The sequence below is a fragment of the Streptococcus mitis genome (genome assembly GCF_000722755.1).
Lineage (GTDB): Bacteria > Bacillota > Bacilli > Lactobacillales > Streptococcaceae > Streptococcus > Streptococcus mitis_CM.
Genome location: NZ_JPFY01000013.1, coordinates 698430 through 722437, shown reverse-complemented (window position 1 = coordinate 722437; position 24008 = coordinate 698430). Strand labels below are relative to the sequence as shown.

The window sequence follows — 24008 nt, the reverse complement described above, 5'->3', positions numbered from 1 at the left end:
AGGCTATGACAAAGAAAATAGTAGCTCTAGCAGGGGACGGAATCGGCCCAGAAATCATGGAGGCTAGTTTAGAGGTTCTGGAGGTTCTAGCTGAAAAAACAGGTTTTGACTATGAGATTGACAGACGACCCTTCGGAGGTGCAGGTATTGATGCTGCAGGGCATCCCTTACCTGATGAAACCCTCAAGGCATGTAGAGAAGCAGATGCTATCCTCCTAGCGGCTATCGGTAGTCCTCAGTATGATGGAGCAGCGGTTCGCCCTGAACAAGGCTTGCTAGCTCTCCGTAAGGAACTCAATCTCTATGCCAATATTCGCCCAGTTAAGATTTTTGATAATCTCAAGCATTTGTCACCTCTAAAACCAGAACGAATTGCTGGTGTAGACTTTGTAGTTGTGCGTGAGTTGACAGGAGGGATTTACTTTGGAGATCATATTCTTGAAGAGCGGAAAGCGCGTGATATCAACGACTACAGCTATGAAGAAGTAGAGCGGATTATTCGTAAGGCATTTGAAATTGCAAGAAATCGCAGAAAAATCGTTACTAGTATCGATAAGCAAAATGTTCTAGCGACTTCAAAACTCTGGCGGAAAGTAGCTGAGGAAGTCGTGCAGGATTTCCCAGATGTAACCTTGGAGCACCAGCTAGTCGACTCAGCTGCCATGCTTATGATTACCAATCCTGCTAAGTTTGATGTCATCGTGACGGAGAATCTTTTTGGAGATATTTTATCTGATGAATCAAGCGTCCTATCTGGTACACTTGGGGTCATGCCATCAGCCAGTCATTCTGAAAATGGCCCAAGTCTCTATGAGCCTATTCACGGTTCAGCGCCTGATATTGCAGGTCAAGGTATTGCCAATCCTATTTCCATGATTTTATCAGTTGCCATGATGTTGAGAGATAGCTTTGGTCGTTATGAGGATGCAGAGCGTATTGAGCATGCTGTTGACACAAGTTTGGCATCTGGAATTTTAACGAGAGATATAGGAGGACAGGCTTCGACCAAGGAACTGACGGAAGCTATTATCGCAAGGTTATGAAGTTAGACGAAAAAATTACTCTAGTCCTTTTGATTTGGAATGTCATGATTTTCATCATTTATGGCATTGACAAATCCAAGGCAAGGAGAAGAGCTTGGCGCATCCCTGAGAAAATCTTACTCATTTTATCCTTTACTTGTGGTGGTTTTGGGGCTTGGTTGGCAGGAATCATCTTTCACCATAAGACTAGAAAATGGTACTTTAAAACGGTTTGGTTTCTCGGGATGGTGACCACACTAGTAGCCTTATATTTTATTTGGAGGTAATGGATGGCAGGAAAATCGATTTTTGATAAATTATGGGACCGTCATGTCATCACAGGAGAAGAGGGGCAGCCCCAACTCATGTATGTGGATCAGCACTATATCCACGAAGTGACCAGTCCTCAGGCATTTCAAGGATTACGAGACGCAGGTCGTAGATTGAGACGACCAGACTTGACATTTGGAACCTTTGACCACAATGTCCCGACAGTCAATATCTACGATATTCGAGATGTGATTTCTAAGGCTCAAATTGATAAGCTAGCTGAAAATGTTGAGGAGTTTGGGATTGAACATGCAGCCCACGGTTCTGAAAAACAGGGAATCGTTCACATGGTTGGTCCAGAAATAGGACGGACCCAACCAGGGAAATTCATCGTCTGCGGAGATAGCCATACAGCAACCCACGGGGCTTTCGGAGCAATCGCTTTTGGAATTGGGACCAGTGAGGTCGAGCATGTCTTTGCGACCCAGACCCTCTGGCAGGTCAAACCCAAGAAAATGCTGGTAGAATTTACAGGAGTTCCTCAAAAAGGAGTTTATTCCAAGGATTTCATTCTAGCTTTGATTGCCAAGTACGGAGTTGCCTGCGGTGTTGGCTACGTGGTGGAATATCGTGGACAAGCAATTGATGCACTGAGCATGGAAGAACGCATGACCATCTGCAATATGTCCATCGAGTTTGGTTCTAAGATGGGAATCATGAATCCGGATCAAACCACCTATGATTATCTCAAGGGACGGGAATGTGTTCCAGAGGACTTTGAAGAGGCTGTGGCGGATTGGAAAACAATTGTCAGTGATGATGATGCTGTTTATGATAAGATTATCCAGATGGATGTTTCAGACTTGGCTCCTATGGTGACCTGGGGAACCAATCCTGCTATGGGGGTTGACTTTGACAGCAGTTTCCCAGAAATTAAAGATATGAATGATGAGCGAGCTTACAACTACATGGACTTAGAGCCAGGTCAAAAGCCAGCTGATATTGAACTAGGCTATATCTTTATCGGTTCATGTACCAATGCTCGTCTCAGCGACTTGCAACTGGCTGCGCGATTTGTCAAAGGGAAGAAAATTGCTCCCAATCTAACAGCAATTGTAGTTCCGGGCTCTCGTCCTGTCAAACGAGCTGCTGAGAAGTTGGGCTTGGACAAAGTCTTTCTAGATGCTGGTTTTGAGTGGAGAGACCCAGGTTGCTCCATGTGTCTAGGGATGAATCCCGACAAGGTACCTGATGGCGTTCACTGTGCTTCAACCAGTAACCGCAACTTTGAAGATAGACAAGGCTTTGGTGCTAAGACTCATCTCTGCAGTCCAGCCATGGCAGCAGCAGCAGCTATTGCAGGGCGCTTTGTAGATGTTCGACAAATGCCAGAAGCCCAGTAAGGAGAGGATATGGAGAAATTTACAGTTTATACGGGAACGACCGTTCCTCTTATGAATGATAACATCGACACCGACCAAATCCTTCCCAAGCAGTTTCTCAAGTTAATTGATAAAAAAGGCTTTGGTAAGTATCTCATGTATGCTTGGCGTTATCTGGATGACAAGTATACTGAGGACCCAGACTTTGTCTTTAACCGACCTGAATATCGGAAAGCTAGTATTCTCATCTCAGGGGATAACTTTGGGGCAGGATCTTCGAGGGAGCATGCCGCTTGGGCTCTAGCGGACTATGGTTTTAAGGTCGTGATTGCAGGATCTTTTGGGGACATTCATTACAATAATGAACTTAATAATGGCATGTTACCAATTGTTCAGCCCAGAGAGGTTAGAGAGAAACTAGCCCAGCTACAACCAAGTGACCAGGTAACCGTGGACTTGGAACAACAAAAAATCATCTCACCAGTTGGAGAATTCACTTTCGAAATCGATAGTGAATGGAAACACAAGCTCTTAAATGGTTTGGATGATATCGGTATTACCTTGCAGTATGAAGATTTGATTGCTGCTTATGAAAAACAACGACCAGCCTACTGGCAGGATTAGAAGAAAATTAGAAAAGGAAATAGAACTATGACAAAACACATTCAATGGAACGGAACACTTTCACAAGAAGGATATGATATTTTAAAAGGTGAGGGCGGTTGTATTGTTTGCCCTACTAAAGTTGGTTACATCATCATGACTAGCGATAAGGCAGGACTTGAACGCAAGTTTGAAGCCAAAGAACGTAACCGTAATAAACCAGGTGTTGTTCTCTGCGGTAGCATGGATGAGCTTCGTGCTTTAGCACAACTCAACCCAGAAATTGAAGCCTTTTATCAAAAACATTGGGATGAAGATATTCTTCTTGGATGTATCCTTCCATGGAAACCAGAAGCTTTTGAAAAACTCAAAGCTTATGGGGATGGTCGTGAAGAACTCATGACTGACGTGCGTGGTACTAGCTGTTTTGTTATTAAATTCGGGAAAGCTGGTGAACAATTGGCTGCCAAACTTTGGGAAGAAGGCAAGATGGTATACGCTTCATCTGCAAACCCATCTGGCAAAGGAAATCGTGGTAAGGTAGAAGGAATCGGAGAACGTATAGAAGGCGCAGTGGACCTTGTTATCGAGGCAGACGACTACGTGGCATCAATCCAGCCTGACAAAACGATTGAAACACGCTACGAGCAAGGTGTGATGGTCTCTATGGTCGATAAGGACGGCAAACTCATCCCAGAACAAGGAGGAGCTCGTTCAACTTCACCAGCTCCAGTTGTAATCCGCAAAGGGCTTGACATTGATAAGATTATGATGCACCTGTCAGATATCTTTAACTCATGGGACTACCGCCAAGGCGAGTATTATTAAGATAAAAAGAGTCTAGTGTTATGAGGTAATAAAGCTCTCTACACTAGGCTTTTTCTTTAGAAATTCTTTTCTTTTTCTATAGGATATGGTATTCTATTTATAAAATATATGTTAATAAGTAATGCTAATATTTAAACATCATTAGTAAAAGGGGTTAGATTGATGAATAAAAGAAAAGTTAGTTTAGAAGATTTTTATAAATGGTATAGTCTAAATAAAGAAGAGTTATTAAATAAGGCAACTGCTGGTGAAAAGTTTAATGATAAATTAAAAGAAGAGTTTCTCCAGGAATGGCCTTTGAATAGGATTTTAACAATGTCAATCGATGAATATGTAATAGGAAAGGGACAGCAAAATAAGTCTTTGTGCTACGCTCTTGAGAAGGGAAAATACAAAAATCTATTTCTTGGAATTTCTGGTGGCTCAGCTTCAAAATTCGGGATTTATTGGAATGAAAAAACAAAGAGTTATAAAGATCAAGGTAATAAAGTCATTCCGCTTTCAGAGTTGGATCAGCGATTTTCAAAATTAAAATCAGATTTGTATGAAATTATCAAAGAAGGTATTCGTTTTAATTTTGAAAATCCTATTTTTGATATGAAAAGATCAACAAATGAATTTGTTGGTCGTTCTGCTATGGTGACAAAATTACTTTGTATCTATTCTGAGGGATATCCTTTCTTTGGTGTAAATATTAATAGTCAAAAAGAATTTTGGAGCCACTTTGTTTCTCAAACAACTCAAGGTGGACCTTATCTGCAAAATCATAAAATAATTGACCTGTTGTCCAAAACTTATCCTGAGTTGGAGCCATCGAAATTAGGAACTATGCTTTTTGAGTATTCTAAGCTCTTTATGGAAAATAAGGAAGAAAATAGTACAATGGATTCATCAAACAATTTTCGTCATCAATTAACTCAAACTCTACTACAATCCAAAAACCTAATCCTCCGAGGTGCACCTGGTACAGGAAAAACTTATCTTGCTAAAGAAATTGCTAAAGATTTAACGGAAGGTCATGAGGAGCAAATCGGCTTTGTACAGTTTCACCCATCTTATGACTATACGGATTTTGTAGAGGGGCTGAGACCGGTATCAAATGGGGATGGAGCTATTGAGTTTAAGCTAGAGGATGGTATTTTTAAGAAGTTCTGTCAGAGGGCGAAAGAAGCTCAGAAAACTGGAGGACAAGATAATTTTGAGGAAACGTGGGCTAAGCTAACGGATGCTATCAATGAAAAGCAAGGACAATACTTCTTTCCTCGTAGTTCTGTTCCAGCCAGTTTAAATAGTCAAGGGAATGTGAAATTTGATTCTCCTGTTGCTACCAAAGAAAAAGTGTATCTTTTGTACAAGGGTGAAGATACTAATTTAAAGTACGAAACTTATCAAAACATTGTTTTGGATCACATGAAAGAAAGTTATGGATTATGTGATTATGTATCTCCAACGATTGACACAGACAAGAAATTCGTCTTCATCATCGATGAAATCAACCGTGGTGAGATTTCTAAGATTTTTGGAGAACTCTTTTTCTCAATTGATAAAGGCTATCGTGGTGAAAAGGGAAGTGTTTCTACCCAATATGCTAATCTACACGAAACTGATGAAAAGTTTTATATCCCTGAAAATGTCTATATCATCGGCACTATGAATGACATTGACCGTTCAGTAGATACCTTTGATTTTGCTATGCGTCGTCGTTTCCGATTTGTTGAAGTTACGGCTGAAAGTCAACTTTATATTCTAGATAAAGAACTAGGTAATCGTGCTGAAGAAGCTAAGACTCGACTAAGAAACTTGAATGCTGCTATTGAAAACGTTCAGGAATTAAACAGTCATTACCATATCGGGCCAAGTTATTTCCTTGATTTGAATGATGTAGATTTTGACTATGAATTACTCTGGTCTGATTATCTCAAACCGCTTTTGGAAGATTATATACGTGGTTCTTATGAAGAAGCTGAAATTCTTGAAACATTGAAGAAGGCATTTGATCTGACAAAGAATGAGCAAAAAGATCAGGCAGTAGCTGATGACAATGAAGGCGATGAAAACGATGATGCGGATTACTGATAATCAACACAAGATTGTTAAAGAAGAATTTGTTGAAGGATATCCTAAACTAAGCAATCTTCTTTTAGACAGAACCTTGGAAAGTCTATCCCAAGATGAACGTGTTTTCATTTTTCCAAATGATTTGAAGAATTCTTCTGACTTAGAAAAGGACCAAAAAATCTTTGAAACAGTTAATCAGAAAATCAAGACTGGAAATGTGATTGGTTTTCTGGGATGTGGTCAGGAAAGATTAACGATTTCCTCTCGCTTTTCTGATGAGAGTAATGACCATTTTTTGCATTATCTCTTACACAAGGTTCTTCATATCAATCTCACTAGTTTAGATGTTGCTTTGTCTCGTGAAGAGAGGCTTTATCAACTTTTGATGTATCTCTTCCCCAAGTATCTACAAGCTGCTATTCGTAAAGGTCTTTATAAGGAATACCATCGATTTTCTCATAATGACAGTAATGTTAAGGGAGTGATTGATGTAAGAAACCATCTCAAGAAAAATCTTCCTTTCACGGGAAATATTGCCTACACAACGAGAGAGTTCACCTATGATAATCCCCTCATGCAGTTGGTTCGTCACACTATTGAATACATTAAGAACCAGAAAAGCATTGGTCAAGGGGTGCTAGATAATCTCTCAACTAGTCGTGAAAACGTATCTGAAATCGTGCGTGTAACGCCTTCTTATAAACTAGCTGATCGTGCTAAGATTATTCGGGTAAATCAATCTAAACCGATACGTCATGCATACTTTCACGAGTACAGAAAGTTACAAGAACTTTGTCTGATGATCCTAAACCAAGAAAAGCACGGTTTAGGATATCAAGATCAAAAAATTCATGGTATTCTTTTTGATGTTGCCTGGCTTTGGGAAGAGTATGTCCATACCTTATTGCCAAAAGATTTCATCCATCCACGGAATAAAGAAAAGCTAGGTGGTATTTCGGTATTTTCTGTTGGGAAACGAAAAGTATATCCAGATTTTTATCATAAAGAACTTAAAATAGTATTAGATGCTAAATATAAAAAGCTTGAAAAGGCTGAAAAAGGAATCAACCGTGAGGACTTATTCCAGCTGATTTCCTATTCTTATATTTTAAAAGCTGAGAAGGCTGGTCTTATTTTCCCGAGTGAGAAAAAGGCGGTTGATAGTGAGATAGGAAAGCTAGCAGGTTATGGAGCTGTGTTGAAGAAATGGTCTATCCACATTCCTAAGACGACCTTGTCATATAGTGAGTTTTGTAATATGATAGAAATCTCAGAAGAAATTTTTAAAAGGAATATTGCTAACGAAGTGGGGAGAAAATAATCTCTCCTCTTTTTTATTATTTATACAATAAAAACCGAACAATATATTTTAATTTATGAAATTATTTGACAGAAACTGTACTTTAGTTTATAATGAATTAAGGAAACGTCGGAAAAGGCGTAGTGATGCGAGAGCATAGGTAGGTCATTACAAAAGAAACGAGACATCGATATGTTAAATGAATTTCCAATTTTTGATTACGAAGATATTCAATTGATTCCAAATAAATGTGTGATTAAAAGCCGTGCAGAAGCAGATACAAGTGTCACTCTAGGAAATCACACCTTTAAACTACCTGTTGTGCCAGCTAATATGCAGACAATTTTGGATGAAAATGTAGCAGAGCAACTGGCTAAAGGTGGTTACTTCTACATTATGCACCGTTTTGATGAAGCAGGACGCATTCCTTTTATTAAACGAATGCACGATCAAGGGCTCATTGCTTCTATCTCTGTCGGTGTTAAGGACTATGAGTATGATTTCGTTAGCCAACTCAAGGCTGATGCTCCAGAATACATCACGATTGATATTGCTCATGGTCATGCAGATAGCGTGATTTCTATGATTCAACACATCAAGAAAGAATTACCTGAAACTTTTGTCATTGCTGGAAATGTGGGAACACCAGAAGCTGTACGTGAATTGGAAAATGCTGGTGCGGATGCGACTAAGGTTGGAATCGGTCCTGGTAAGGTTTGTATCACCAAGGTCAAGACTGGTTTTGGTACAGGTGGTTGGCAGTTGGCTGCTCTACGCTGGTGTGCTAAGGCTGCTCGTAAACCGATTATCGCTGATGGAGGAATTCGTACTCACGGCGATATTGCCAAGTCTATCCGTTTCGGTGCCAGCATGGTCATGATTGGTTCCCTCTTTGCAGGACACATCGAAAGTCCAGGGAAAACGATTGAAGTCGATGGTGAACAGTTCAAAGAATATTACGGTTCAGCCTCGCAATATCAAAAAGGTGCTTACAAAAATGTGGAAGGCAAACGTATCTTGCTTCCTGCCAAAGGTCATCTGCAAGACACTTTAACTGAGATGGAACAAGACCTTCAAAGTGCTATTTCTTATGCAGGTGGACGTCAGGTTGCTGACCTTAAACACGTTGATTATGTTATCGTGAAAAACTCAATCTGGAATGGGGATGCTTCCCACTAAGACAGGCTATATGGCCAGAAAAAAACTTGTTATTAGAGCAAATTTCTGTTATAATAAAACAAGTTTCCACCCTTAGTGTAATGGATATCACGTAAGATTCCGGTTCTTGAGATGGGGGTTCGATTCCCTCAGGGTGGATGTAAACATCCTAAAAAAGCCTTTAATCGGGCTTTTTTCTTTACACTGCTCTAAATTTGTCCCTAAAACTAAAAATCTTATTCTATAAAATGTCCAAATCACCTCCAGTCCCGTTTTAAAGTGACTCAGGGGGCTTTTTTTGATATAATAAAAAGGACTGTTATCAGTTAGAAAGAGGTTGGTATGAAAGAATTACAAACTGTACTAAAGAACCATTTTGCAATCGAATTTGCAGACAAAAATTTACTGGAGACTGCCTTTACTCATACGAGTTATGCCAATGAGCACCGCCTCTTAAAAATTTCACACAATGAACGCTTGGAATTTTTAGGAGACGCTGTTCTACAGTTATTGATTTCAGAATATCTGTATAAAAAATATCCTAAAAAGCCTGAAGGTGACTTGTCTAAACTCCGTGCCATGATTGTCCGTGAGGAGAGTTTGGCTGGTTTTGCGCGTGATTGCCAGTTTGATCAGTTTATCAAGCTGGGTAAAGGGGAAGAAAAATCTGGTGGACGCAATCGTGATACCATTCTTGGTGATGCCTTTGAAGCCTTTCTTGGTGCCCTTCTTTTGGACAAGGATGTGGCCAAGGTCAAGGAATTTATCTATCAAGTCATGATTCCTAAGGTTGAAGCAGGCGAATTTGAGATGATTACAGACTATAAGACCCATCTCCAAGAGTTACTTCAGGTTAATGGTGATGTGGCTATTCGTTATCAGGTGATTTCTGAAACGGGTCCTGCCCACGATAAGGTCTTTGATGTAGAAGTTCTTGTCGAAGGTAAGAGCATTGGTCAAGGTCAAGGTCGTTCTAAGAAACTAGCAGAGCAGGAAGCTGCCAAAAATGCCGTTGAGAAAGGGCTGGATTCATGTATTTAAAGGAAATCGAAATTCAGGGATTCAAGTCTTTTGCTGATAAGACCAAGGTCGTCTTTGACCAAGGCGTGACAGCAGTTGTTGGACCCAATGGATCTGGAAAATCGAATATTACAGAAAGTCTGCGTTGGGCCTTGGGGGAATCAAGTGTTAAGAGTCTCCGTGGTGGTAAGATGCCGGATGTTATCTTTGCTGGGACCGAAAGTCGCAAACCTCTCAATTATGCTTCTGTAGTTGTGACTCTGGATAATAATGATGGATTTATCAAGGATGCAGGTCAAGAAATCAGGGTAGAACGCCATATCTATCGTAGTGGTGATAGCGAATACAAGATTGACGGCAAGAAAGTCCGTCTGCGTGATATTCATGACCTCTTCTTGGATACAGGTTTGGGCCGAGATTCCTTCTCTATTATTTCTCAAGGGAAGGTTGAGGAGATTTTTAATTCCAAGCCTGAAGAACGCCGAGCTATTTTTGAAGAAGCTGCTGGAGTTTTGAAATACAAGACTCGCAGAAAAGAAACTGAGAGTAAACTGCAGCAAACTCAGGATAATCTGGATCGTCTAGAAGACATTATCTACGAGTTGGATAATCAAATCAAGCCTCTTGAGAAGCAAGCTGAAAATGCTCGTAAGTTTCTGGATTTGGAAGGTCAACGCAAGGCTATTTATTTAGACGTGCTGGTTGCTCAAATCAAGGAAAATAAGGCTGAACTAGAGTTGACGGAAGAAGAGTTGGCACAGGTTCAGGAACTATTGACGAGTTATTACCAAAAGCGTGAAAAATTAGAAGAAGAAAACCAAACTCTTAAAAAGCAACGCCAAAATTTACAGGCTGAAATGGCCAAAGACCAGGGCAGTTTGATGGAATTGACCAGTCTAATCAGTGATTTAGAGAGAAAATTAGCCCTATCGAAATTGGAATCTGAACAAGTAGCCCTGAATCAACAGGAAGCACAAGCCCGTTTGGCTGCTTTGGAGGATAAGAGAAATGCTCTAAGTCAGGAAAAGACTGAAAAAGAAAGCTCTTTGGCACTTTTAGAAGAAAATCTAGTCCAAAATAATCAAAAACTCAATCGTTTAGAAGCTGAATTGCTGGCTTTTTCAGATGATCCTGATCAGATGATTGAGCTTCTACGTGAACGCTTTGTAGCCCTTTTACAAGAAGAAGCAGATGTGTCAAACCAACTAACCCGTATCGAGAATGAGTTGGAAAATAGTCGTCAGCTTTCTCAAAAACAAGCAGATCAATTAGAAAAGCTGAAAAAACAGCTGGCTACAGCTAAAGAGAAGGCTAGTCAGCAAAAAGACGAGCTTGAAACTGCCAAGGAGCAGGTTCAGAAATTATTGGCCGACTATCAAGCTATTGCCAAGGAGCAAGAGGAGCAGAAAGCTTCCTATCAAGCTCAACAAAGTCAACTCTTTGACCGTCTGGATAGTCTCAAAAACAAGCAGGCTAGAGCCCAAAGTTTGGAAAATATCCTTAGAAATCACAGTAACTTTTATGCAGGTGTTAAGAGTGTTCTCCAAGAAAAAGATCGCCTTGGTGGAATTATTGGTGCAGTCAGTGAGCATCTGACCTTTGATGTACATTATCAAACTGCCCTAGAGATTGCGCTTGGAGCCAGCAGTCAGCATATCATCGTAGAAGATGAACATGCGGCAACCAAGGCGATTGATTTCCTTAAACGAAACAGAGCCGGTCGTGCAACCTTCCTTCCTTTGACCACTATTAAGGCGCGTACGATTTCTAGCCAGAATCAAGATGCTATCGCTGCAAGTCCAGGATTTCTGGGCATGGCAGATGAGTTGGTGACATTCGATAATAGGTTGGAAGCTATTTTCAAGAATTTGCTAGCCACGACAGCTATCTTTGATACCGTAGAACATGCGCGTGCGGCTGCTCGCCAAGTTCGTTATCAGGTTCGTATGGTGACTTTGGATGGGACAGAGTTGCGCACAGGTGGTTCCTATGCAGGTGGAGCCAACCGCCAGAATAACAGTATTTTCATCAAGCCAGAACTGGAGCAATTACAAAAAGAAATTGCTGAAGAGGAAGCAAGTCTTCGTTCAGAAGAGTCGAGTTTGAAGACCTTACAAGACCAGATGGCTAGATTGACCGAATCATTAGAAGCTATCAAATCTCAAGGAGAGCAGGCTCGTATTCAGGAGCAAGGCTTGTCCCTCGCTTATCAGCAGACCAGTCAGCAAGTCGAAGAATTAGAAACTCTTTGGAAACTCCAAGAAGAGGAATTAGATCGTCTTTCTGAGGGAGATTGGCAAGCAGATAAGGAAAAATGCCAAGCACGCCTTGCTATTATTGCCAGTGATAAGCAAAATTTGGAAGCTGAGATTGAAGAGATTAAGTCTAACAAAAACGCCATCCAAGAACGCTATCAAAACTTGCAGGAAGAGGTAGCGCAAGCTCGCTTGCTTAAGACAGAACTGCAAGGACAAAAACGTTATGAAGTAGCTGATATTGAACGTCTAGGCAAGGAATTAGACAATTTAGATATCGAACAAGAGGAAATCCAGCGCCTTCTCCAAGAAAAAGTTGACAATCTTGAGAAAGTTGATACGGATTTGCTCAGTCAACAGGCTGATGAAGCCAAAATTCAGAAAACAAATCTCCAACAAGGTTTGATTCGCAAGCAGTTTGAGTTGGATGATATTGAAGGTCAACTGGATGATATTGCTAGTCATTTGGATCAGGCTCGCCAGCAGAATGAAGAGTGGATTCGTAAGCAAACTCGTGCTGAAGCCAAGAAAGAAAAGGTCAGCGAGCGCTTGCGCTATCTACAGAGTCAGCTAACAGACCAGTATCAGATTAGCTATACAGAAGCTTTAGAAAAGTCTCATGAGTTGGAGAATCTCAATCTGGCAGAGCAAGAGGTTAAAGATTTAGAGAAGGCTATTCGATCACTGGGTCCTGTCAACTTAGAAGCTATTGAACAGTACGAAGAAGTTCACAACCGTCTGGATTTCCTAAATAGCCAGCGAGATGATATTTTATCAGCGAAAAATCTACTCCTAGAGACTATCACAGAGATGAATGATGAGGTTAAGGAACGCTTTAAATCAACCTTTGAGGCCATTCGTGAGTCCTTTAAAGTGACCTTCAAGCAGATGTTTGGCGGAGGTCAGGCTGACCTGATTTTGACTGAAGGAGACCTTCTGACAGCTGGGGTTGAGATTTCTGTTCAACCACCAGGTAAGAAAATCCAATCACTCAACCTCATGAGTGGTGGTGAAAAAGCTCTATCGGCTCTTGCTTTGCTTTTCTCCATTATCCGTGTCAAGACTATTCCGTTTGTCATCTTGGATGAGGTAGAGGCTGCGCTTGACGAAGCCAATGTTAAACGTTTTGGGGATTACCTCAACCGCTTTGACAAGGACAGCCAGTTTATCGTCGTAACCCACCGTAAGGGAACCATGGCAGCGGCTGATTCCATCTATGGAGTGACTATGCAAGAATCAGGTGTCTCAAAAATTGTTTCGGTGAAGTTAAAAGATTTGGAAGAAACAGTAGACTAGTTACCAAACGATAGCATCTCTTAGGGATGCTATTTTTTAAAACTAACATCTTGAATGATTTTTTAAGGTCAGTTCAGGAGTAAAAGACGACATTTGGGATTTCCTTTTAGCGAAAAGGCTTTCTCTATGATATAATAGTTTCATGATTACAACAGTACCTATAAAAAATGAAAAAGACATCGCAGTACCTGATAAAACAGTTCTTGTATTAGGCTATTTTGACGGTATTCATAAGGGACATCAGAAGCTTTTTGAAGTAGCTAGCAAGGCTTCTATGAAAGAATATCTACCAGTTGTCGTGATGACCTTTACAGAGTCGCCTAAGCTCGCATTACAGCCTTACAAGCCAGAATTAATGCTTCATATTGTCAGCCATGAAGAACGGGAACATAAGATGAAATGGCATGGAGTAGAGGCTCTTTTCTTACTTGACTTTAGTAGTAAATTTGCTAGTTTAACGGGTCAAGAGTTCTTTGATACCTATGTTAGAGCATTAAAACCAGCGATTATCGTAGCGGGATTTGATTACACGTTTGGTTCTGATAAGAAAACTGCGGATGATTTGAAGGATTATTTTGATGGAGAAATCATCATTGTTCCTCCTGTTGAGGATGAAAAGGGGAAAATTAGTTCTACTCGTATTCGTCAAGCTATTCTGGATGGAGATGTCAGAGAAGCTGCTCATTTACTTGGCACCCCTCTACCATCACGTGGAATGGTTGTTCATGGGAATGCTCGTGGACGTACGATCGGTTATCCAACAGCAAACTTAGTTTTAAGAGATCGAACCTATATGCCAGCAGATGGTGTTTACGTAGTCGATATCGAAGTGCAGCGTAAAAGATATCGTGGAATGGCGAGTGTCGGGAAAAATGTTACTTTCGATGGAGAAGAGCCACGTTTTGAAGTCAATATTTTTGATTTTTCAGATGACATTTACGGTGAAACAGTTATTGTTTACTGGCTAGACCGTGTCCGTGAAATGGTCAAATTTGACTCTGTTGAAGAACTGGTAGATCAACTCCAGAAAGATGAAGAAATTGCTCGGAATTGGAAGGATGCTGAGTAGGAAATCGGAGTTTTATATAAAATTACCCATACTTTAGATTCTTATTTCTAAATAGAAAAAGTAGCCCTTTCCAGGCTACTTTTTTAAAACACTCGATACACGTAGGGATTTTCTGGTTTATCGACTTTAGTAAAGCTATCGATTTCCAAGGTTGGGAGGTTTTGTTTGAGTTCTTTATGATAGTGATTGACTAGTTTTCCTTTGGCTGTTATCCAGGTGTTATTCTCATACTGACGGGTATTTCCCTTGGTCAGCAATCCATAGACACCTGAATCCGCGATACAGTGAATAATGCCGAAGCGGAACAGAAATTGGCTATTGGCATGACTGGGGTCGTTATAGACAAAGCCTGTGAACTGGACTGTCTTACCCTCAAACTCATCTGGATAGTCGTAGATAGCCTCCATGACTTCCATATAGTTTTCGTTGGTGATCTGAATACTATCTTGGGACAAGTATTTATCCGCTGCAGTTCGCATTTCCTTTTCATAGGCTGATTTTGAAAAATAAGAACTGGTATCTGGTTTCAAATATTGGCTTGTCGTCCCTTCACTTGTTTGAATGGCTTGATCCGTTCCTTCTGATAGCGGAAAATGATAACCTTTAGCAGAAACTGTCTGAGAATCCAAGCTAACAGTTGGGAAAGTTAAGCCGACGACAAGTGGAATGGCTAGAAGAGCAATACTCGTCACCTTCGCTAATCGGTTGTTCAGATGACTGTGGGTTTTGACTTGCTTCATCCAGATATACAATTGAACAATTGCCAAGATAAAGGAAAGCACCATGGAAATATAGGCCAGATAGGAATAGTGCATGTTGATGTACTGGTTTAATTTGCCAGACAGATGGAGATAAATGGTCAATTCAAAATAGCCAGCTAAAACTAAAAATCGTATCATAGGATGACTCCAATCAAGAGAGAATATACTAATACAACGAGTGTCACAATCGTAATGAAGTGACTGATAAATCGTGTTTTCAAGTAATTTTTCATCATGAGAATATTTTTGATATCCAGCATTGGGCCAATGACGAGAAAGGCCAGAACTGGTACCAAACCGAAACTTGAAAGAAGAGAAGCACCGATAAAAGCATCCGCCTCACTACAGAGCGAAAGAAGAAAGGCCAAAAGCATCAAGAGTATGATGGCAAAAAGAGGGGTCGCACTGATAGAAGTCAAAATGCGTGTCGGAACGTAGACTTGTATCACAGAAGCAAAGAGACATCCAAATACCAAATAACGCCCCGTATCAAAAAATTCATCAATGGCTTGCACAAAGACCTGAAAAATCTTTTTTGCAGGGCTCAAGTGAGAAAAATCATGCTCATGACAGGCCAAACGATTTTCTTTCTGAATCGGTTCTTGCCAGAAAAATCCCAGAAAAATCCCAAGTATCACAGCTACAACAATGGAACCCAGAGCTCGTAACAGGGCGACGTGGAAGGAATTGCCAAAGGCAGAATAGGTCGCAAAAAGAACAATGGGATTGATAACAGGTGCTGTCACAAGAAAGGGAACGGCTGTGTAACTGGGAACCTTCTTTTCTAGAAAACGATTGATAATGGGGACGATTCCACATTCGCAAGAAGGGAAAAGTATCCCAACGAAGGTCCCAAAAAAGATTCTCCCCCAACGATTGCGAGGGAGAAAATGATAAACTTTTTCAGGTGTGATATAAACCTCAATCAGTCCTGAAACAATACTTCCGATCAGAACGAAGGGTAGGGCTTCAATGATTATAGAGAGAAAAATAGCCCCAGTCTGAAGCACACTAGACGGGAGTTGTTGGAAAGCAGTCATCTAGTTTTTCTTTTCTGCTTTGGCTTTTTTCTCTTTGTCATCAGGGAAAGTGACTTGTTTCAAATCAGGGAGTTTCGCAAACTCTTCAAACATCTTGTCCAAGTCGTCCGTTTTTGTAAATTTTACAGCCATAGGTGTACCTCGATTCTAAATTCTACCTCTATTATACTATTATTTTGAGGAAAAGTGAAAAGTTAAAATTGAGTATCTAACGAATAATAGAGTTTGATATATCCTAATATACACTATGATTGTGATATAATAGTTGTGGAATAACGGAGAAAATGATGGATCATGAAAAAATCGGTCAGGTTACCGATGAAGTAAAAGAAATTTTTAATATTGTTCTTGAAACCAGTGATATCAAGGTTAACAAAGAAGGTTTAAGAAGCCATATGATAAAACGTCATCACAATGATGTGATTCATCATATTGAAGACCTGGAACTTATACTAAGTAATCCAGATTTCGTTGGGGTCAATCCACGAGAGAAAGATGCTAGTTTTGAATATGTTAAAAGATTTGATGATAATGTTCTTGTTGCCATCAAGTTACATAAAAGTGGAGATTTCTTTTATGTTCCGACCATGTATCGCTTACAAGATTTCAAGTTACAAAGTCGTATTAAGTCTGGTAGATTGAGAAAACTTGACAAAAAAAGTTGATAGTGCTAGAATAACATTAACGAAAGACATTTGAGGGCAGAAAGGTTCCTGCCGCACCTTGAAAAAGGTATCTGAGATGCTGGGTACACCGACCAGCCAAGTGGCCGTTATTTCAAAGGAGGGAGCTTAAATGCTCCTTTTTTGTTTAAAATTTCAAAATAGATTACACTCACCGCAGGCTCAGGCTTGAGGTCTTTTTATTTGCTCTGAAAATTGATTCGTTAACTTCAACAAATAGCTTTATATAGTGTTTTGTAAAAAATAAAAACAGTGAAAATTTAATCACTAATCCTTTTGTAATCTAGTAGAATTCTAAATTGAAACCTTCTCAATGAATAGAATATTGAAATGAAGTAAATTTATTTCCCAACTTATGTTTTAAAATTGTAAGAGGTAATTTGAAACGTTTAGCTTATGGTATAATAGGTTTATGGATAAAAAATATTTAAAAATTTCCCAAGATTTGGGTGTGACCTTAAAACAAATTGATACTGTCTTGTCTTTAACAGCTGAAGGGGCAACTATTCCCTTTATTGCACGTTATCGCAAGGACATGACTGGTAGTCTGGATGAGGTGGCGATTAAGGCCATTATTGACTTGGATAAAAGTCTGACCAATCTCAACGACCGTAAGGAAGCTGTTTTAGCTAAGATTCAAGAACAAGGCAAGTTAACCAAGGAATTGGAAGAAGCTATCTTGGCTGCCGAAAAATTAGCAGACGTTGAAGAGCTTTATCTTCCATACAAGGAAAAGCGTCGGACCAAGGCAACTATTGCCCGTGAAGCCGGACTCTTCCCACTTGCTCGCTTGATTTTGCAGAATGTAGCTGGCTTAGAGAGGGAAGCTGAAAAGTTCGTCTGTGAAGGATTTGCGACTGGTAAGGAGGCCTTGGCTGGTGCAGTTGATATCTTGATCGAAGCCTTATCGGAAGATGTGGCCTTGCGTTCCATGACTTATCAGGAAGTTCTGAGACACTCTAAACTCACTTCTCAAGTCAAGGATGAAAGTCTTGATGAAAAGCAGGTTTTTCAGATTTATTATGATTTTTCTGAGACGGTTGGAAATATGCAGGGTTATCGTACCTTGGCCCTCAATCGTGGGGAGAAACTTGGTGTCTTGAAGGTCGGTTTTGAACATGCGACAGACCGTATTCTTGCCTTCTTTGCTGCTCGTTTTAAGGTAAAAAATGCCTACATAGATGAGGTAGTTCAGCAATCTGTTAAGAAAAAAGTCTTGCCTGCTATCGAGCGTCGTATTCGGACAGAACTAACTGAGAAAGCAGAAGAAGGAGCTATCCAACTCTTTTCTGACAACCTACGCAATCTCCTCTTGGTTGCTCCACTGAAAGGTCGCGTGGTTCTAGGATTTGACCCTGCCTTTCGTACAGGTGCCAAGCTAGCTGTCGTGGATACAACAGGAAAAATGCTGATAACTCATGTCATCTATCCTGTTAAACCAGCCTCTGCTCGTCAGATTGAAGAAGCCAAGAAAGACTTAGCCGACCTGATTGGTCAATACGGTGTAGAGATTATTGCCATCGGAAATGGTACTGCTAGTCGTGAAAGTGAAGCCTTTGTGGCGGAAGTTCTTAAAGATTTCCCTGAAGTCAGCTATGTTATCGTCAATGAAAGTGGTGCTTCTGTCTATTCTGCCAGCGAACTTGCTCGTCAGGAGTTTCCAGATTTGACAGTTGAAAAACGCTCAGCCATCTCTATCGCCCGTCGTTTGCAAGATCCTCTTGCAGAGTTGGTTAAAATCGATCCTAAGTCAATCGGTGTCGGTCAATACCAACACGATGTCAGTCAGAAGAAACTATCTGAGAGTCTGGACTTTGTTGTCGATACAGTGGTAAACCAAGTCGGTGTCAATGTCAATACAGCCAGTCCTGCTCTTCTTTCACACGTAGCTGGACTCAATAAAACCATTTCTGAAAATATTGTCAAATACCGTGAGGAGGAAGGAAAAATCACTTCACGAGCTCAAATTAAGAAGGTTCCGCGTCTGGGGGCCAAGGCCTTTGAACAGGCAGCTGGTTTCCTTCGTATCCCTGAAAGTAGCAATATCCTTGATAATACAGGAGTTCACCCAGAAAATTACGCTGCCGTTAAGGAACTTTTCAAACTTTTGGACATTACAGACTTGAATGAAGAAGACCAAAGTAAACTCAAGTCCCTTTCAGTCAAGGAAATGGCGCAAGAACTGAATCTTGGTCCAGAAACTCTTAAAGATATCATTGCAGACCTTCTCAAACCAGGTCGAGATTTCCGTGACTCTTTTGATGCTCCAGTTCTCCGTCAAGATGTACTGGATATCAAGGATCTTGTTGTCGGTCAGAAGCTAGAAGGTGTGGTGCGTAACGTTGTTGATTTCGGTGCCTTCGTTGATATCGGGATTCACGAGGACGGCTTGATTCATATTTCTCACATGAGTCGCAAATTTATCAAACATCCTAGCCAAGTAGTGTCAGTCGGAGATTTGGTAACGGTTTGGGTTAAGAAAATCGATACTGAACGTGAAAAAGTCAATCTGTCGCTGCTAGCTCCAAATGAAACTGACTGATTACGTTAAGCAGGTTTCACTAGGAGACTTCGGTAGACCTTTTATCCATCAAGCTCATTGGAATTCTCGTCTACGTTCGACAGGTGGGCGATTTTTCCCCAAAGATGGGCATTTGGATTTTAATCCCAAGGTTTATCAGGAATTGGGGTTGGATGTTTTTAGGAAAATTGTCCGACATGAACTCTGTCATTATCACCTCTATTTTCAAGGGAAGGGCTATCAACACAAGGATAAGGATTTTAAGGAACTGTTGAAAGCAGTGGATGGATTACGCTTTGTACCAACCTTGCCAAATAGCCACTCTAAACCACTCAAGCTCTATCGTTGTCAATCCTGCCAGCAAGCTTATCATCGCAAGAGAAGGATTGATACTAAACGCTATCGCTGTGGAGTTTGTCGAGGTAAATTGCTACTAATAAATCAGCCTGAGGACTGATGAAAGCCGAGCCTACCTATGATATACTATGTTTAACATAGCAGAAAGAGGAAATATCATGAACAGTAAATTTTATAAAATGAGACGAAATCGCATGATTTCAGGAGTTTTGGCAGGTCTGTCAGACAAGTGGAATTTTGATGTTACCCTTGTTCGTTTTCTATTTGCTATTTTTACAGTCGCAAACTTTGGACTTGGCGTGATTATCTATATCATCCTAGCTTCTGTCATGCCTACCAAGGAAGAAATCGAAGCAGAAATGTACGGAACAGGCCCACGCAAACGCAAAGAAGCCCAAGCCATTGACGATAATGAAGGCTGGTTTTGGTGAGGTAAATAAGGAAATATTTATTATTTGCACTATAGTACTTCAAAGAAGTGTCATAAATGACTGAAAATCCCTTGTCGCTACATAGCCACAAGGGATTTTGGTATTTAATTATAATCTGTTTCGTCTTTAGAAAGCCGAATTATCTGATCAGCCATTTTCCAAATACTAGGATTGTGAGTTGCGATGATAATTGTTCTATTAGCATTACGAAGTTCAAGGAGAATTTCCATAATTTCCTTGGAATTTTTAGGATCTAGTGAGGCGGTTGGTTCATCAGCTAGAATCAAAGGAGGATTTTTCAGGATAATTTTGGCAAGTGCTACACGTTGAGCTTCACCACCAGATAATTCATAGATTTTTTGGTTGAGACTTAGATAATCCAGTCTTACAGCTTGCAGTGCTTGAAGAAGAAGTCTTTCTTTTTCTTGTTTCTTGTTCTTTTTTTTACCAATCATTCCCAGCTCAAGGTTTTCTCGAATGGTCTGACTTTCTAATAGTCCAAAGTTCTGGAAGAGATAGCCAAGTTCGTTACGATAAAATTCCTCATTTTTTATTGAAGTCAAAGAATTTCCTTTGTAAAATATTTCCCCTTTATCGAAAGTCTCTAGTTTTGCTAGCATATTCAGCAAAGTGGTTTTGCCACAACCACTATCTCCTATCAATGCATACACCATATCACCTTGAAAATTAAGACTCAAGTCTGAAAAAATGACACGAGAACCAAATTGTTTCCAAATATGTTGTAATTCAATCATACTATCCTCCTTTGATAATGCTAGCATAAGTTTTACTTTCCTTTTTATCACAGATTTTCAATAGAGAAACAGCTAAACCTGAAAAACTGAGAAATAAAATCAGGGTAATCCAGATATTCTTAGAAATAATGAAAGCTAGACTACTTCCGACAAAGAGAGCTATTATTTGAGAAGTGATATATCTACAGTGTAATTCAAAGAAATAATAACCAGCTATTTTTTTCAAGAATATGGTTTTGCGAAAGGCTTCAAAATAGAGTAGGTTTAAACTTGTAAAAAGTAAAATTGAAGTCAAGATAGCAAATATAGCACTTGCTAAGTTACTAAAAATTTCGATTTTAATTTTTTGATTTAACTGGAGGTAGGTCTCTCTAGCAAAGGATAATCCTGAAATCATAGGATCAAGTTGATAGTACTTCAAAAGTTCTTGTGTTTGCTGTAAATCGGTAAAATAGAGATATTCTAGATTCGTAAACCAAAATATAGAAGAATCTTGTCCAAGTGCCTTAGGAGAAACTACGATAAAAATAGGGGTTGACAACCATTGATCATAAGAAATATGGGTAGTATTATAAATGAATACATCTTTTTTTTGATCAGTATAAGTTATATTAACTTCGACACTATGCTTTGTATCACTACTGTATAATCGATTAGTTAAATCTTCTTGTATGTTTTGTTTTATTTGTTCCTCATTTTTCTTTTGTTCTTGAGGTAGTATTACAAGAACCTGTCCATCTTTTAGATTATTGATTTTTTTAAAGGTTTCTGATGTTAACTCTATACCTTCTTTTTTGAAGTAGTCAGGTGTTACATAGAGAATATTTTTCCCTTCCAAGTCATAGGGATTTTGTTCAGAATCATTATGAGTTGAAAGAGAATGTTTTATAGCTTGAATAGCGAGATTATGTTTGACTAGAAAGGCATTTCCATTTTCTAAAGAATATTGAATAAAGTCAAACCATTTATTAGCATTCATTTTGAGTTCATCTATATTTTTTCTTTGACTTGAACGACCTGTTTGAAGATTAACAATATTGGAGTGTTGTTTCCAAGTAGCTTGTCCAGCCTCATTTTTCATAAATATATGATGATCAATGGACAAGCGCCCAAATCCTACAATAACTAATAAGATAGACAGAGCTTGACCAAAGTAAAGAATACGTAAAATTGACTTAATTGGTAATTTTCCTTTAATGATTGAGATAAGATGAACTCTTTTCAAAGAAATAGTAAAAAGAAAAGCGATGAGAAGACTTAGCAAGAGAAGCAGGCTATTATAAAAAATAAATAGTATTACTAAAAAAGTCTGAATTTCATAAGGATAGCCTAGGTAAATTACTAAAATACTAGCTATTAGGAAAGCAGGCAAGCCGAAAAGAAGGATATCAAGTCCGTCTCTTATGATAGAACGAAAGAAGAGATTTCTGAGACGTTCTCCATTAATCAGTCTTATTCCTGATTGAGAGAGAGATTGAATCTGTCCGATAACAATAAGTGATAAAAAGGTCAATAAAAAAATGAAAAGACTAGTAAGTTGATTGGGTTGGGCAATGAGGGTCAATACGAAGGAGACTCTATTATTTTCAAATGTGTTAACTTTTTCTAGTCCAAGTTGTTTAAGGTGAATAGCTAATTCTTGATTTGTTAGCGATCCACTGATAATATTGTAATTGTTGAGAAGATTACTTTTATTGATACTTTCTTGACTTGCTTGAGGCATCCAGTCTGGAAGTTTCCCATCTCCAAAAACTTCGTAGTAAGTTTGCGATTTTCCATCACTATCTACTTCCCAAATGGTTCTTGCGATAAGACTGTTATGTTCTTTAGCAAGACTATTTAATTTTTCCTTAACGGCAGAATAATCTGCTTGCCCGCTTAATACTGCTGCACCTGGAAACAGGATTTGTGGAAGAGAGTCTTTCCAAAAGGACAAAGCACCAATCAGAAAGAGTGTCAGAAGAAGATTGCTGATGAAGAGAAATATACGTTTCATAGGAGCCTCTTTCTAAACAAGAGGGAGATCAACCTCCCTCTTCATTGCAGTTATGCGAATTATAGCTTACTACTTTTTAAAATAAGCACTAAAAAACTAAAGTTTTACAAGGCATCGAAGAAAACCCTTTCATAATTTTATTTTACTCCTTTTTTAAAAATAAAACAAGTGATGATAGGACTTCGTATAGTAGATATTTTCAAAAAATTCCCCAATCTTACAAAAATGTAAGATTAAAGTCTCTTTTGTAAGGTTAGGTTATGGCAAGCAGTTTTTTTTGATGTAAACTAGACTCATAAAGAACAAAGGAGTAACATCATGAAACAAATCTTACATAAGAAAACAAGAAAACCAAGCCACAAAGATATCGAGCGTGTTCAGCTGGGATGCGCTATGATGCAAGCAACATTTCATTTGATGGGATATTAAGAAAGGAGATTCTCATGACACTTTTAGATGTAAAACACGTTCAAAAAATTTACAAAACTCGTTTTCAGGGCAACCAAGTAGAAGCCCTCAAGGATATTCACTTTACCGTAGAAAAGGGTGACTATGTTGCCATCATGGGTGAGTCTGGTTCTGGTAAATCCACTCTTCTCAATATCCTAGCTATGCTGGACAAACCAACTCGTGGTCAGGTTTACTTAAATGGAACTGATACAGCAACCATTAAAAATTCACAAGCTTCTAGCTTCCGTCGTGAAAAGCTGGGCTTTGTCTTCCAAGATTTTAACTTGCTAGATACCCTGTCCGTTAAAGACAATATCTTGCTTCCCCTTGTCTTATCAAGAAGACCCATTACGGAAATGATGAAGAAATTGGTGGTAACAGCTGAGAACCTAGGCATCAACCAATTGCAAGAGAAGTACCCTTATGAAATCTCCGGTGGGCAAAAACAGCGTGTAGCAGTAGCCCGCGCTATCATTACAGAGCCTGAAATTCTCCTTGCGGATGAGCCAACAGGTGCCCTTGATTCCAAGTCATCTGCAGCCTTACTTGATGTTTTTGATGAAATCAATGAGCGTGGACAAACCATTCTCATGGTAACCCACTCAACAGCAGCAGCCAGCAGGGCTAAGCGTGTACTCTTTATCAAGGACGGCATTCTTTACAATCAAATCTACCGTGGAGAGAAGACTGAGCGTCAGATGTTCCAAGAAATCTCTGATACCTTGACTGTCATGGCAAGCGAGGTGAATTAGT

The 24008-nt window shown here is 39.5% G+C and carries 20 protein-coding genes, 1 tRNA gene and 2 pseudogenes; 18 read left to right on the top strand and 5 right to left on the bottom strand.

Going from position 1 to position 24008, the window contains the following annotated elements:
• Positions 1 to 5 precede the first annotated feature (5 nt).
• The 13 genes and pseudogenes from leuB to SK578_RS06675 all read left to right on the top strand — a co-directional run bounded on the left by leuB (position 6) and on the right by SK578_RS06675 (position 14261).
• Positions 6 to 1043, top strand: coding sequence for a 3-isopropylmalate dehydrogenase (gene leuB / locus SK578_RS06730; protein ID WP_042751271.1), 1038 nt, complete (start codon positions 6 to 8; stop codon positions 1041 to 1043).
• Positions 1040 to 1309, top strand: coding sequence for a DUF1294 domain-containing protein (locus SK578_RS06725; protein WP_004269690.1), 270 nt, complete (start codon positions 1040 to 1042; stop codon positions 1307 to 1309). Before leuB ends, SK578_RS06725 begins: the two co-directional genes overlap by 4 nt.
• A gap of 3 nt (positions 1310 to 1312) precedes the next feature.
• Entirely contained in the window at positions 1313 to 2695 is a 1383-nt protein-coding gene (leuC, locus tag SK578_RS06720) for a 3-isopropylmalate dehydratase large subunit (protein WP_042751270.1), read from the top strand.
• A gap of 9 nt (positions 2696 to 2704) precedes the next feature.
• Complete coding sequence (gene leuD / locus SK578_RS06715; RefSeq protein WP_000410625.1) at positions 2705 to 3298, top strand: 3-isopropylmalate dehydratase small subunit; 594 nt, start codon at positions 2705 to 2707, stop codon at positions 3296 to 3298.
• A 27-nt stretch (positions 3299 to 3325) separates the two neighbouring features.
• Complete coding sequence (locus tag SK578_RS06710; protein ID WP_033681710.1) at positions 3326 to 4105, top strand: L-threonylcarbamoyladenylate synthase; 780 nt, start codon at positions 3326 to 3328, stop codon at positions 4103 to 4105.
• Between the two features lie 162 nt (positions 4106 to 4267).
• A pseudogene (locus tag SK578_RS11450) lies at positions 4268 to 5318 on the top strand (AAA family ATPase); the annotation flags it as partial.
• 209 nt (positions 5319 to 5527) lie between these two features.
• Positions 5528 to 6181, top strand: a pseudogene (locus SK578_RS11445) (AAA family ATPase); the annotation flags it as partial.
• Positions 6168 to 7484 carry an McrC family protein gene (locus tag SK578_RS06700; protein WP_042751525.1) on the top strand — a complete coding sequence of 439 codons (1317 nt, stop codon included), beginning with the start codon at positions 6168 to 6170 and terminating at the stop codon, positions 7482 to 7484. The pseudogene SK578_RS11445 and the gene SK578_RS06700, both read left to right, overlap by 14 nt.
• 171 nt (positions 7485 to 7655) lie before the next feature.
• Positions 7656 to 8642, top strand: coding sequence for a GMP reductase (locus SK578_RS06695; protein WP_042751268.1), 987 nt, complete (start codon positions 7656 to 7658; stop codon positions 8640 to 8642).
• Positions 8643 to 8708: 66 nt separating this feature from the next.
• Positions 8709 to 8780 (top strand) — tRNA-Arg (locus SK578_RS06690).
• A 183-nt stretch (positions 8781 to 8963) separates the two neighbouring features.
• Positions 8964 to 9662 carry a ribonuclease III gene (gene rnc, locus SK578_RS06685; protein WP_000661487.1) on the top strand — a complete coding sequence of 233 codons (699 nt, stop codon included), beginning with the start codon at positions 8964 to 8966 and terminating at the stop codon, positions 9660 to 9662.
• Positions 9653 to 13192, top strand: coding sequence for a chromosome segregation protein SMC (gene smc / locus SK578_RS06680; protein ID WP_042751267.1), 3540 nt, complete (start codon positions 9653 to 9655; stop codon positions 13190 to 13192). Before rnc ends, smc begins: the two co-directional genes overlap by 10 nt.
• A gap of 142 nt (positions 13193 to 13334) precedes the next feature.
• Positions 13335 to 14261: a bifunctional riboflavin kinase/FAD synthetase gene (locus tag SK578_RS06675; protein WP_042751266.1), complete on the top strand. Its 927-nt coding sequence runs from the start codon at positions 13335 to 13337 to the stop codon at positions 14259 to 14261.
• An 83-nt stretch (positions 14262 to 14344) separates the two neighbouring features.
• Here the strand turns inward: SK578_RS06675 and SK578_RS06670 are convergent, their stop codons facing one another.
• Genes SK578_RS06670 through SK578_RS11335 form a run of 3 tightly spaced genes read right to left on the bottom strand, consistent with a single transcriptional unit; the run spans position 14345 to position 16194 of the window.
• Entirely contained in the window at positions 14345 to 15160 is an 816-nt protein-coding gene (locus tag SK578_RS06670; protein ID WP_042751265.1) for a TIGR03943 family putative permease subunit, read from the bottom strand.
• Positions 15157 to 16062, bottom strand: a complete 906-nt coding sequence (locus tag SK578_RS06665; RefSeq protein ID WP_042751264.1) for a permease — start codon at positions 16060 to 16062, stop codon at positions 15157 to 15159. Before SK578_RS06665 ends, SK578_RS06670 begins: the two co-directional genes overlap by 4 nt.
• Entirely contained in the window at positions 16063 to 16194 is a 132-nt protein-coding gene (locus SK578_RS11335; RefSeq protein WP_004234728.1) for an SPJ_0845 family protein, read from the bottom strand. It lies immediately after the preceding gene.
• Positions 16195 to 16349: 155 nt separating this feature from the next.
• On the opposite strand from SK578_RS11335, the gene SK578_RS06655 reads away from it, so the two are divergent.
• The 4 genes from SK578_RS06655 to SK578_RS06640 all read left to right on the top strand — a co-directional run bounded on the left by SK578_RS06655 (position 16350) and on the right by SK578_RS06640 (position 20054).
• On the top strand, positions 16350 to 16727 hold the full coding sequence (locus tag SK578_RS06655) for a PBECR3 domain-containing polyvalent protein (RefSeq protein ID WP_042751263.1): 378 nt from the start codon (positions 16350 to 16352) through the stop codon (positions 16725 to 16727).
• Positions 16728 to 17157: 430 nt separating this feature from the next.
• Entirely contained in the window at positions 17158 to 19287 is a 2130-nt protein-coding gene (locus SK578_RS06650; protein WP_042751262.1) for a Tex family protein, read from the top strand.
• The gene (locus SK578_RS06645) at positions 19274 to 19723 is read left to right on the top strand and encodes a SprT family protein (protein ID WP_042751261.1); all 450 of its coding nucleotides are present in this window, start codon (positions 19274 to 19276) and stop codon (positions 19721 to 19723) included. Before SK578_RS06650 ends, SK578_RS06645 begins: the two co-directional genes overlap by 14 nt.
• A gap of 58 nt (positions 19724 to 19781) precedes the next feature.
• Complete coding sequence (locus SK578_RS06640; RefSeq protein WP_001085048.1) at positions 19782 to 20054, top strand: PspC domain-containing protein; 273 nt, start codon at positions 19782 to 19784, stop codon at positions 20052 to 20054.
• A gap of 104 nt (positions 20055 to 20158) precedes the next feature.
• Here the strand turns inward: SK578_RS06640 and SK578_RS06635 are convergent, their stop codons facing one another.
• The gene (locus tag SK578_RS06635; protein WP_042751260.1) at positions 20159 to 20809 is read right to left on the bottom strand and encodes an ABC transporter ATP-binding protein; all 651 of its coding nucleotides are present in this window, start codon (positions 20807 to 20809) and stop codon (positions 20159 to 20161) included.
• A 1-nt stretch (position 20810) separates the two neighbouring features.
• On the bottom strand, positions 20811 to 22805 hold the full coding sequence (locus SK578_RS06630; protein WP_042751259.1) for a DUF1430 domain-containing protein: 1995 nt from the start codon (positions 22803 to 22805) through the stop codon (positions 20811 to 20813).
• A gap of 443 nt (positions 22806 to 23248) precedes the next feature.
• Between SK578_RS06630 and SK578_RS06625 the strand changes: the two genes are divergently transcribed.
• Entirely contained in the window at positions 23249 to 24007 is a 759-nt protein-coding gene (locus SK578_RS06625) for an ABC transporter ATP-binding protein (protein WP_000173372.1), read from the top strand.
• Position 24008: the final 1 nt, after the last annotated feature.